This window comes from Bradyrhizobium sp. PRIMUS42 (genome assembly GCF_023006515.1).
Classification (GTDB): Bacteria; Pseudomonadota; Alphaproteobacteria; order Rhizobiales; family Xanthobacteraceae; genus Bradyrhizobium.
This window is the reverse complement of the sequence record NZ_JALBGZ010000182.1, coordinates 1-9,555: the sequence shown is the minus strand read 5'-3', so window position 1 is coordinate 9,555 and position 9,555 is coordinate 1. Positions and strand designations below refer to the sequence as shown.

13 protein-coding genes and 3 pseudogenes are annotated in these 9,555 nt (G+C 64.0%); 11 read left to right on the top strand and 5 right to left on the bottom strand.

Annotated features, from left to right (window positions below; translation table 11 throughout):
* Window positions 1–1,665, top strand: a 1,665-nt coding sequence (locus MOV75_RS16010; RefSeq protein ID WP_247006156.1) for a PAS domain S-box protein, incomplete at its 5' end; no start/stop codon positions are given.
* Here the strand turns inward: MOV75_RS16010 and MOV75_RS16005 are convergent.
* Window positions 1,666–2,019, bottom strand: coding sequence for a GrlR family regulatory protein (locus tag MOV75_RS16005; protein WP_026202721.1), 354 nt, complete (start codon window positions 2,017–2,019; stop codon window positions 1,666–1,668). It abuts the gene before it with no gap.
* 257 nt (window positions 2,020–2,276) lie between these two features.
* On the opposite strand from MOV75_RS16005, the gene MOV75_RS16000 reads away from it, so the two are divergent.
* Window positions 2,277–2,789 carry a hypothetical protein gene (locus tag MOV75_RS16000; RefSeq protein ID WP_246919490.1) on the top strand — a complete coding sequence of 171 codons (513 nt, stop codon included), beginning with the start codon at window positions 2,277–2,279 and terminating at the stop codon, window positions 2,787–2,789.
* A 41-nt stretch (window positions 2,790–2,830) separates the two neighbouring features.
* On the opposite strand, the gene MOV75_RS15995 is transcribed toward MOV75_RS16000, so the two are convergent.
* A complete protein-coding gene (locus MOV75_RS15995) occupies window positions 2,831–3,217 on the bottom strand; it encodes a VOC family protein (protein ID WP_246919487.1) in 387 nt (128 codons plus the stop codon).
* A gap of 182 nt (window positions 3,218–3,399) precedes the next feature.
* Between MOV75_RS15995 and MOV75_RS15990 the strand changes: the two genes are divergently transcribed.
* From MOV75_RS15990 to MOV75_RS15965, 6 genes and pseudogenes are all read left to right on the top strand, one after another.
* Entirely contained in the window at window positions 3,400–3,972 is a 573-nt protein-coding gene (locus MOV75_RS15990; protein ID WP_246919483.1) for a hypothetical protein, read from the top strand.
* A gap of 161 nt (window positions 3,973–4,133) precedes the next feature.
* A pseudogene (locus tag MOV75_RS15985) lies at window positions 4,134–4,505 on the top strand (hypothetical protein); the annotation flags it as partial.
* A 50-nt stretch (window positions 4,506–4,555) separates the two neighbouring features.
* A pseudogene (locus tag MOV75_RS15980) lies at window positions 4,556–4,933 on the top strand (peptide-methionine (S)-S-oxide reductase); the annotation flags it as partial.
* Between the two features lie 30 nt (window positions 4,934–4,963).
* Complete coding sequence (gene msrB / locus MOV75_RS15975; protein WP_246930609.1) at window positions 4,964–5,383, top strand: peptide-methionine (R)-S-oxide reductase MsrB; 420 nt, start codon at window positions 4,964–4,966, stop codon at window positions 5,381–5,383.
* 107 nt (window positions 5,384–5,490) lie between these two features.
* A complete protein-coding gene (locus tag MOV75_RS15970; protein ID WP_246930610.1) occupies window positions 5,491–5,655 on the top strand; it encodes a DUF3309 family protein in 165 nt (54 codons plus the stop codon).
* 214 nt (window positions 5,656–5,869) lie between these two features.
* The gene (locus tag MOV75_RS15965; protein WP_246930611.1) at window positions 5,870–6,160 is read left to right on the top strand and encodes a hypothetical protein; all 291 of its coding nucleotides are present in this window, start codon (window positions 5,870–5,872) and stop codon (window positions 6,158–6,160) included.
* Between the two features lie 235 nt (window positions 6,161–6,395).
* Here the strand turns inward: MOV75_RS15965 and MOV75_RS15960 are convergent, their stop codons facing one another.
* Window positions 6,396–6,935, bottom strand: a complete 540-nt coding sequence (locus tag MOV75_RS15960) for a DUF4112 domain-containing protein (protein ID WP_246930612.1) — start codon at window positions 6,933–6,935, stop codon at window positions 6,396–6,398.
* Between the two features lie 60 nt (window positions 6,936–6,995).
* Entirely contained in the window at window positions 6,996–7,421 is a 426-nt protein-coding gene (locus tag MOV75_RS15955; RefSeq protein WP_246930613.1) for a DUF5413 family protein, read from the bottom strand.
* Between the two features lie 143 nt (window positions 7,422–7,564).
* Here MOV75_RS15955 and MOV75_RS15950 point away from each other — a divergent pair, with 143 nt between their 5' ends.
* The 3 genes from MOV75_RS15950 to MOV75_RS15940 all read left to right on the top strand — a co-directional run bounded on the left by MOV75_RS15950 (window position 7,565) and on the right by MOV75_RS15940 (window position 8,620).
* Window positions 7,565–7,807, top strand: coding sequence for a cysteine rich repeat-containing protein (locus MOV75_RS15950; RefSeq protein WP_246930615.1), 243 nt, complete (start codon window positions 7,565–7,567; stop codon window positions 7,805–7,807).
* 37 nt (window positions 7,808–7,844) lie between these two features.
* Complete coding sequence (locus tag MOV75_RS15945; protein ID WP_246930617.1) at window positions 7,845–8,075, top strand: hypothetical protein; 231 nt, start codon at window positions 7,845–7,847, stop codon at window positions 8,073–8,075.
* A gap of 257 nt (window positions 8,076–8,332) precedes the next feature.
* The gene (locus MOV75_RS15940) at window positions 8,333–8,620 is read left to right on the top strand and encodes a hypothetical protein (RefSeq protein WP_246930620.1); all 288 of its coding nucleotides are present in this window, start codon (window positions 8,333–8,335) and stop codon (window positions 8,618–8,620) included.
* Window positions 8,621–8,748: 128 nt separating this feature from the next.
* On the opposite strand, the pseudogene MOV75_RS15935 reads toward MOV75_RS15940, so the two are convergent.
* Window positions 8,749–9,555, bottom strand: a pseudogene (locus tag MOV75_RS15935) (hypothetical protein); the annotation flags it as partial.

Here is a 9,555-nt window from a genome sequence, read left to right as displayed (position 1 = left end):
GAAGTGTTCCGCCGTGCGCTGGAGGAGGCCGATACGGCGCGCGAGGCGGCGGTGCGCGCACTCACCGAGCAGCGCCTCGCCGAGGAGAGCTACCGGAAACTGTTCGAGGGCTCGGTCGACGGCATCTATGTGACGACGCCGGCCGGCGATCTGCTCAACGCCAATCCGGCGCTGGCGCGAATGATGGGCTACGACAGCCCGCAGCAGCTGATCGACAGCATCAACGACATCGCCCACACCATCTACGTGCATCCCGAGGCGCGCGTCGAATACCAGCGGCTGATGACGCGCGACGGCATGGTGCGCGAGTTCGAGTATCAGGTGCGCCAGCGCAGCGGCGACATCCTTTGGCTCTCCGACAGCGCCACCGGCGTGCGCGACGAAGCGGGCAACATCGTCCGCTACGAGGGCACGCTGCGCGACATCACCGACCAGAAGCGCGCGGAAGATGCCATTGCCGAAGGCCGGCGCCTGCTCCAGCAGGTCATCGACACCGTGCCCGCGGTGATCAACGTCAAGGACCGCGACCTGCGCTACGTGCTGATGAACCGCTACATGGCCGGCATCTTCGGCATCGAGCCGGGCGACGCGCTCGGCCGCACCACGGCCGACCTGATGTCGCGCTATGGCGCGGCCAAGTCCGACGAGAGCGACAAGAGGGTGCTCAAGCTCCGCAAAGGCCTTGGCTTCTACGAGGAGGAGTACAAGGACGCCTCCGGCAACATGCGGCAATGGCTGGTCAACAAGCTGCCGCTGCTCGATGCCGAGGGCGAGATCGAGCGGATCGTCACCGTCGCGCTCGACATCGGCGAGCGCAAGCGCGGCGAGCAGGAGATGCGCAAGGCCAAGGAATCCGCCGAGACCGCGCTGCGCAATCTGCGCGAGACGCAGGCCTCGCTGATCGAGGCCGAGAAGCTCGCGGCGCTCGGACGCCTCGTCGCCGGCGTCGCGCACGAGGTCAACAATCCCGTCGGCATCAGCCTCACGGTCGCTTCCGCCTTGGAGCGCAAGACCGCGATGTTCACTGCCGAGGTCGAGCGCGGCGAGCTGCGCCGCTCCACGCTCAACGACTTCCTCAACACCAGCCGCGACGCATCCTCGCAGCTCGTCTCCAATCTCAACCGCGCTGCCGAGCTGATCCAGTCGTTCAAGCAAGTTGCCGCCGACCGCAATTATTCGGACCAGCGCAACTTCGATCTCGGCGACCTCACGGAGCAGGTGGTGATGAGCCTGCGGCCGGGCCTGCGCAAGCACAATCTGACGCTCAATGTCGAGTGTCAGCCGGATCTGACCATGAACAGCTATCCGGGCCCGTACGGCCAGGTGCTGACCAATCTGTTTCTCAATTCGGTGGCGCACGCCTTCCCCGACGGCCGGCCCGGGACCATCGACATTCAGGTGCGGGAGTCCGGCAAGGACAATGTCGAGATCATCTTCTCCGACAATGGCTGCGGCATGTCGCTCGACGTCCGCCGCCGTGCCTTCGATCCGTTCTTCACGACGCGGCGCGACCAGGGCGGCACCGGCCTCGGATTGCACATCGTCTACAGCATTGTCACCAACCGGCTCGGCGGGCGGCTCGATCTCGATTCCGAGCCGGGCAGCGGCACCCGCATCCAGATCATCCTGCCACGCACGGCGCCGCTCGAGCAGGCCGCGGAATAGCTAATCAGCCTCGGCGAGCTTGTGCAGCGTTGCGCCGAAAATCAGGCTGGCCTTGCCGACCAGCGCGGTGCCCGTCATTTCCGCGCGGGTATCCGTGTAGGTCCCGCTGACACCGATACCGACCGGGGCAGGGCCGCCGAACAGCGGATTGTCGTCGCCTCGCGGCGAAGTGTGCCGTTGCACCAGCACCTCGCCTTTGAAGGTGGTGTCATCCTTCACCACGTAGCTGCCGGTGTAATACAGATAGGCATCGCCGCCAAGAATCTTGCCGTCGCGAAAAAGAATGACGCCGCTGCCCTTGCCGGCTCGACCATCGAGCAGGGTCACATGAATCGAATAGAGACCGTTCTTCATAACGTCCCGCAGGCCGGCCGCCATCGCCCAATGGCGTAACCAATCCTGCTTTTATGCCAAAGCGCATCCGCTCGCGCAACGCGGCAGTTTGCCTGCCGGCCGCCAGAGTTGCCGACTTGAGCCGTAGTTGTCCCGGCTTGTGCGTGACGCCCTCATGACGGTCTGATGATGGGGTGAGGCCGGTCGTTGCGAATCAGAGTTGGCCCGCGAAATGCATAAAATTTGCTGCACTGGCCGCGGGGTGCTGGAGCAAGACGATGAGCAACTGGATCGATTCCGGCGGCGATGAGCCGCGTCTGTACAGTGCGCGTCCCACGAATTGCAAAAGCGAACGACGGCGCTCCGGCAGCGTAACACGCCGGCGAAGAGTGACAGGGCTGGCTTCCGTGAGGCTGGCTTGCGTTTTGGCTCTGATTGCGCTTGCAGCTCCGTTCGGGCATGCGCGCGACCGCGGCCAGTTCGTCAATACCAATGCGGATTTGAAGGCCTGGTTCGACAGCCTGCGCAGCGGCAAGGGGCCATGCTGCTCCGACGCCGACGGTTCGGCGCTCTCGGATACCGACTGGGACAGCAAGGACGGGCACTATCGTGTCCGCCTCCCGCGCTATGCTTCCGGGCTCGAAGGGCGGCCGGAGGAGCTTGTCTGGGTCGAGGTCCCTGAGGAGGCTGTGATCTCCGAGCCGAACCGGGTCGGGCGCACCATGGTGTGGCCGATCTACGGCTATATGGGCGTCACCATCCGCTGCTTCATGCCCGGCAGCATGACTTAGCCGCATTGGACGGAATGTCGTCCGGTGCGGCACGCGTCGCGTCAGGTGTATTTTTTGTCGCGCTCCAGCAGCTCGATCGAGATGCCTTCGGGGCCGCGGATGAAGCAGATGCGCACGCCGGGCCGGATCGTGGTCGGCTCACGCGTGAAGGTGACGCCCTTGGCCTTGATCTCGGCCGCGACGGCATCGATGTCCTTCACCGTCAGGCCAAAATGATCGAGGCCCTGATGCGGGTGCGGAGGCGGCGGGTTGACCACGCTATCGCCCTCGAGCGGTGCGATGAAGATCCTGGCGCCGCCAAGGTTCACGTCGATCCGTCCCGGCGCATGCACGATCTCACCACCGAGGATGTCCCTCAGCCAAGCTGCCGTGGCCTCCGGATCGGGGCTGCGCAGATGGACGTGATCCCAAGTGACGACGACTGGCATTCCAATTCTCCCAACGCGATCGTTCGATGTTGCGGCGCATGTTAACGGTCCCGGTCGGTGATCGCCACCGTCCTTGCCGATTCGTAGGGAACCTTAGTTCGTCTTCTGGATTGACGTAAGCTGCGGCCGAGTCGGTGTCGCGAGTCCGTCGTTGGACGTCAGCCGCCATCGGTGATGCAACCATGAACGCCAGGCTCGACCGGATCGGATTGGGGCGCTTCGCCGGAACCGGCGAGCGACTGGCGCGTGCTGTGACGTTGGCGAGCGTCTCATTTGGCGGGAGCCTGCTGTGGCTGATGGCCGCCATCATTGTCGGCTGTGGTGTCTGGATGCTGCTGCCCCTCTCCAAAGGCAATAGTGCTGAGCCCCTGAAGTCGGAGCTGGCGACGGTCGAACCTTCGCCTTCGGGCGATCCGGCAGCATCGGCCTCGTTGGCTTCCGAAGCTCAGGTCCCGGCTATGGCGGACCTCGATCGTCTCAGGATTTCATCGCAGACCTGGCGCCGGGGCGGCCTTGGCTCGAAAGCCCTGGTGACGTTCACGCTGCGAAACGACAATGACTATGCCGTAAAGAATGTCGAGATCGTCTGCGCCTTCGCGCGGCGCGACGGCAGTCATCTTACCGATCGCAGCCGCGTGCTGGCAGATCCGGTCAGCATGAAGAGCCGCAAGACCTTTGCGCGAATCTCCGTGGGCTTTGTCAACGTCAATGCCGATCAGGCGAAATGCTCGTTGGTCGCGGCACGTCGCGCGTAAGCACGGCATGTTCCGGTAGCGGAAAAGTTACCCTCCCTGGTGCTTGGCAAAAAAACCTGGCGTCGCCATTTGAACCGAACGGCTGGGTCAGGAACCAATTAAATGATCGCCTGTTGAAGGCGAAGAGCCCACGCGGGGATGCGGGGGGCGGAGCTCGGCCAATGCCCATCTTTCGGTATTTCGTCTTTGTCGGTGGAGCCTTGCTCGCACTGCTGTTTGCAGCCAACTATGTTCTGCCATCGCAACCGGTTGCGCAGGCTGTCGCCACCGTAAGCAATGATCAGCCGTTGATCAGGATCCGCTCCGACCGCCATCTGCCGGAGCGTGTCGTGCTGGATACGACCCAGCCCACGATTGCCGCGCCCGCGGTGCAGACCGCGGCTGTCGTGCCTCCCCAACCGCCGGTGCAGGAAGGTCTGTCGCCGGCCTTGGCCGAGCTGTCGGCCAAGGCGCGGGTGCGCGAGACATTCGCCCAGTTCACGCCGCCGAAGGCCGATACCGCTGCGGCCAGGAAACCCGAGGCCAAGCCACAGGGCTCCCAGGCCCTGGGTTCTCAGGCCCAAGCTGCTCCGGTCCAGGCTCAGCCCATGGAAAGATCCTCCAGATCTACTTCTCGGTGGCGCACGACCCGACCCAGCTCAACCGCCAGGGCCCCGACGTCGGCACGCAATATCGCTCGGCCCTCTTCACCACCTCCGACGAGCAGAAGAAAGTGGCGGAGGCCTATATCGGCCAGCTCAACAGCGCCAAGGTCTTCAACAAGCCGATCGTGACCAAGGTCGGCGCACTGGAGGCGTTCTACCCGGCGGAGGCCTACCACCAGGACTATCTGACGCTGCACCCGAACCAGCCTTACATCGCCTATAACGACCTGCCGAAGGTCGAGAACCTGAAAAAGCTGTTCGCGGATAACTACATTGAAAAGCCGACGCTGGTGAGCGCCAGCAAGGCCACCAACTGACCCTGAGATCACAGAAGAAACGGGAGACCCATGCCCGACACCAAGACGAAGACCACCGACGACAAGGTCATCAAGAGCGAAGAGCAGTGGCGGCGCGAATTGTCGCCGATGCAGTACGCGGTGCTGCGCGAGAAGGCGACCGAGCGTCCCTTCTCGGGCGAATATGAGCACGACGAGCGCGCCGGCACCTATGTCTGCGCCGGCTGCGGCAATCAGCTGTTCTCTTCGGACTCCAAGTTCGATTCCGGCTGCGGCTGGCCGAGCTTCACCCAGCCCGCCGCCGAGAGCCATATCGACGAGGAGCGGGACGTCAGCCACGGCATGATCCGCACCGAGGTGCTGTGCTCCAAATGCAGCGGTCATCTCGGCCACGTCTTCCCCGATGGCCCCGGGCCGACCGGCCTGCGCTATTGCATCAACTCGGCGGCGCTGAAGCTGGAGCCGAAATAATCGGCGTGCGGGGTGGGGTTCCTTCGTGGAACCCGACCGCGGGATATGCTTTTCTTTCCTGGCGGTGCGGCCGATCATCGCATTTGGCGGCCGCCAGGGAGGAAGCCATGTCACTCGGGACCATCCTGATCATCCTGGTGATCATTTATCTGGTCGGGGGCCTGTCCGGCCGCGTGGGCGGTTATGGCTATGGCCTAGGCCATTCCGGCATGGGGATCGGCGGCGTCGTGCTCGTTGTGTTGGTCGTCCTGCTGCTTCTTGGCAAACTGTAAACCATTTAACATATTGAAATTACTAGACTTATAGCGGTCGCGGGGCTGCCATGCGCGGATTCATCATCTCCGATCGCAGGGGTCGCATTTTTGTCAAAACGGCCTATATTAGAGGGCGAAATGGCATGTGCGGCGGGCCCGCTCGATTGCGGCCCCCTGCCCTCCCAAACCCCACGCGCTTAAAGCCCCAGATAAGATCACGAGGTCTTTGACCATGCGTCCACTGCGTCCGTTCAACTTCAACACCTCCGCCGAACTCTTCCCCGCCGCGATCCGCAAGAAGAAGCGTGCGGGCTTCACCTATCGCCGGTTCGGCACCGCGGCCGAAGCGGTGCAGTTCGCGATGGAGCAATTGCCGACGGATTCGCTGAACGGCGCCTATCTGCAGGTCGAGGAAGCGCGTTTCGACCAGAACGGCATCCGCTCGCTCTATGAGAGCGAAGCCTTCCCGCTGCCCCGGCGCCCCAAGCCGGTGGAGACCAACGCCGACGCCGACGCGGCGTAAGTTTTCGCGAAGCCTTACGATGTGCGCAGAAAGCGCGATGGCCGAAAGGCCGTCGCGCTTTTTGCGTTTCTAGTTCTCCCTCTCCCGCTTGCGGGAGAGGGCCGGGGTGAGGGTGTATCCGCAATCGAGGATCCCCCAAGAGGTGAGAGCCCTCACCCGGCGCTCCGCGCCGACCTCTCCCGCAAGCGGGAGAGGTGCATCGAGCCTGACGCTTGAATATCAAAATCCTGAAGCTTCACATCCGCGGCTGCTTCTCCAGCCAGCGGCGGAGCAGACGCACGTTGCGCATGTTGGCGCGGAACATGACGTCGAAAGCGTCCCCGGCGAACGGGACGATGCCGACCACGCCGTCGAGCGCGACATTGCCCAGCATGCGCGCGGTAATGTACCAGGGCGCGCCCAGCGCGCGGGCTTCGCGCACCAGCCACAGTGAGATCGCCGTCGTGATGATGTCACCGACGACAGGGATCAGGCCGATCAGCCCATCGATGCCGTAGCGGATGTTGGTGCCGGGCAGGACGAAGGCGACGTCGAGCAGCTTTGCGATCGCCTCGAGCCGCGCGATCCGCTGCTCGCGCGTCAGATTGCCGAACGGATTGCCTTGCCCGAAATCGAAGCGAAACTCGCGAAATCCCTGCTCCAGCGTTTCGGGGCGGATCTCATGGCCCTCCTGATCGATGATCGGCCCGTGCGCCGCCTTGCCTGAGCTCGCATGCGGGCCGCGGCCCGAACGGGATCGGCGCGGAGCAATGATGTCGTCGTCGGACATGGTCATGGCCTTCAAGAACGCGCCGCCGCGGCGGAGGTTGCTGTGCCGCGCTCTAAAGTCGCGCGCTCAGGTCGGCGCCGCCACTGCTTGCGGCTCCTTGACATATCTATGCACGAGCCAGGACGAAATCGCCGCCGGCACGAACCCGACGAGGCCGTACAGAATGAACTGCACCGCGCCCGAATCCGGCCCGCGGGAGCTATAGGTGAGCGAGGCCAGCACGAAGGCGAACAGGCCGACCAGCAGCATCCGCAAGCCCGGGCCGATCCGCCTGATATGGAGCAGGATGTCGTCGACCGCACCGATCATCAGCGCGGGCAGGACGCCGAACAGGTAGCTGTATTGCAGGGTCTTGAAGAACACTACGAATAGCTTGCCGACCTCGCCGAGACTGGTCTGGGCCCAATAGCCGGACTGATAGGTCGTCGTCAGCAGCAGCAGGAACCCGCCGAAGAACGGGCCCACCAGCGCATACACCAGATAGCGTTTCATCAAACACCCTCACCCTTCTCCAGTGTTATAGCAGCGCCTCGGGAACCTTGAATAGCGGGGCGGACTCTGCCTTTGGGGGAACAAGTGACAAGGCGACGAGTTCAGACAGGACCTGAATTGTCCCTGTCATATTGGAGCCGCCGATGGTCCGCAAATTTCTTCTGGCGACAATCACGCTGGCGGCCCTGACCGGTCTGTCGAACGCGCCCGCTGTTGCGCAGGGCCATATGGGCTCGCCGCAGGAGCAGCAGGCCTGCTCGCGGGACGCATCGCGCTTCTGTCGCAAGGATCTCGGCAATGACGGCGCGGTGCAAAGCTGCCTGCAGGCCAACCGGGCCAAGCTGTCGCGCTCCTGCAGCAAGGTGTTTCAGAGCCACGGCATGTGAGGCCACAACCATCCCCCAGCGAACGGAGAGTGAGGCCATGTTGCGCGACGAACAGCTCTCAATCCTGCGGGACATCAGCCAATCCGTTGCCTTCGCCGACGACCGGCAGGGCAAGATTGGGCAACTGATCGCGGACGGTTACGTGATGAAGGACGGCGACCTGTTCGAGCTCACCGCCAAGGGCGTCACCGCCGTCGAGGAACACGCCTCCGCGCTCGGCGCGAGCGATGCGGAACAAGCGAGCGCATCCTTCGATCGATTGATCTGATCTCGCGCGCACGCTTTGTGCGTGACGTTCACGCAACAACTGCAAATTCCTTCATGTGGACCATTGCAGCCGCACGGCAATGGCGCATACTTCGCTCGGGCGGCGCAGCACTTTTCGATTCGAACATCAAGAAATCGAGCGACCACATCCGGGACCGACGTTCCCGGCGTGAAGGCTGTGACATGCGGCAGATCAAGTCGCGTGCGGCGCCCCAAAACCAAGTGGCTCAAGCCTAGGTAAATCGGGGACCCCTCTGCATGACACGCACTCAGACCATCGCTTCGCTGTTTAAGACCACCGCTTCGCTGTTGGCCGTCGCAACCACCGCCATCGCATTCCAGACCTCACCCGGCCTCGCCTTCTCGTCCGAAGCGCAGCAGATGTGCACGGGCGATGCGATGCGGCTTTGCTCCAGTGAAATCCCCGATATCCCGCGGGTCAGAGCCTGCATGGTGCGGAACAAGGCGCAGGTCAGCCCCGGCTGCCGCGCCGTGATGGACCGCGAGGCGGTCGCCTCGCGCAAGCGGGAAGCGGCGGCGCAGTAGTTGGACCACCCGGGATGTCATTCCGGGGCGGTGCGCAGCACCGAACCCGGAATCCATTTCTCGACGTCACCCGCTGCACGATGGATTCCGGGCTCGTGCTTCGCACGCCCCGGAATGACAGCAGCAGCCTAATCGCCCCACTGCGCGAAGGCGTCGTTGAAGGCGCGCTCGCCGGGGGCGCCCTTCTCGATGGCGATGATGGCGCGGCGCTGGTTGGCATAGACCAGCGGCACGTCGAACCACGAGCGCTCCTTCAGGAGCTGGACGTTGCGGGAGCGGTCGGCGTCGACATTGGACAGGCCGACCAGGAAGAAGCCGTCGGTGACCTTGACCGCGAGCCCGGCGAGCGGCGTGCCGCGCGCCTGCTCGTTCGACTTCATCAGGATGCCCGGCACGTTGGAGACGCTGCCGCCCGGAAAGTCCGGCGGCAGGATGAAAGTCAGCTCCGCGGTGTGGCTCGCCGGCAGCGAGGAATCGGTGTTGCGGCGGAACGACATCGTCATCTTGAACTTGCGGTCGGGGATCTCGATGTCGGCGCGCACGGCGACGTCCGCCTTCTGGGCGCCCGAGGCCTTGATCGGCTCCAGCCGCCACACCACCGAGCCGACATATTGCTTGCCCTTCGGATCGGACGGATCCTCGTCATAGAGCACGACCTTCTGCGCCACCGGCGCGACCGGCTGGTCGCTGGCCGAAGGCTGCCCGACACGATCGGGGATTTTCGGCTTGCTCTGCGGCTGCGCCGGAGTCGGCGTGTCCGCCACTTGCGTCGCGGACGGCTTGAGAAAGCCGTTGACGATCTGGACCAGCTGCTTGCCCCAGAGGATGCCGGCGCCGACCAGGATGAGCACGATGCCGACGGCAATCGCGCTCTTGAAGGGGAAGGCGGAGCCGGTGCGGACGCGCTTCTTGGCGGCGCGCTCGGGCGCAATGCG

Coding starts and splice junctions, on each gene's coding strand:
- MOV75_RS16005 (WP_026202721.1), bottom strand. CDS start 2,019: ATGAAGAACGGTCTCTATTCGATTCATGTGACCCTGCTCGATGGTCGA.
- MOV75_RS16000 (WP_246919490.1), top strand. CDS start 2,277: ATGAGCAACTGGATCGATTCCGGCGGCGATGAGCCGCGTCTGTACAGT.
- MOV75_RS15995 (WP_246919487.1), bottom strand. CDS start 3,217: ATGCCAGTCGTCGTCACTTGGGATCACGTCCATCTGCGCAGCCCCGAT.
- MOV75_RS15990 (WP_246919483.1), top strand. CDS start 3,400: ATGAACGCCAGGCTCGACCGGATCGGATTGGGGCGCTTCGCCGGAACC.
- msrB (WP_246930609.1), top strand. CDS start 4,964: ATGCCCGACACCAAGACGAAGACCACCGACGACAAGGTCATCAAGAGC.
- MOV75_RS15970 (WP_246930610.1), top strand. CDS start 5,491: ATGTCACTCGGGACCATCCTGATCATCCTGGTGATCATTTATCTGGTC.
- MOV75_RS15965 (WP_246930611.1), top strand. CDS start 5,870: ATGCGTCCACTGCGTCCGTTCAACTTCAACACCTCCGCCGAACTCTTC.
- MOV75_RS15960 (WP_246930612.1), bottom strand. CDS start 6,935: ATGACCATGTCCGACGACGACATCATTGCTCCGCGCCGATCCCGTTCG.
- MOV75_RS15955 (WP_246930613.1), bottom strand. CDS start 7,421: ATGAAACGCTATCTGGTGTATGCGCTGGTGGGCCCGTTCTTCGGCGGG.
- MOV75_RS15950 (WP_246930615.1), top strand. CDS start 7,565: ATGGTCCGCAAATTTCTTCTGGCGACAATCACGCTGGCGGCCCTGACC.
- MOV75_RS15945 (WP_246930617.1), top strand. CDS start 7,845: ATGTTGCGCGACGAACAGCTCTCAATCCTGCGGGACATCAGCCAATCC.
- MOV75_RS15940 (WP_246930620.1), top strand. CDS start 8,333: ATGACACGCACTCAGACCATCGCTTCGCTGTTTAAGACCACCGCTTCG.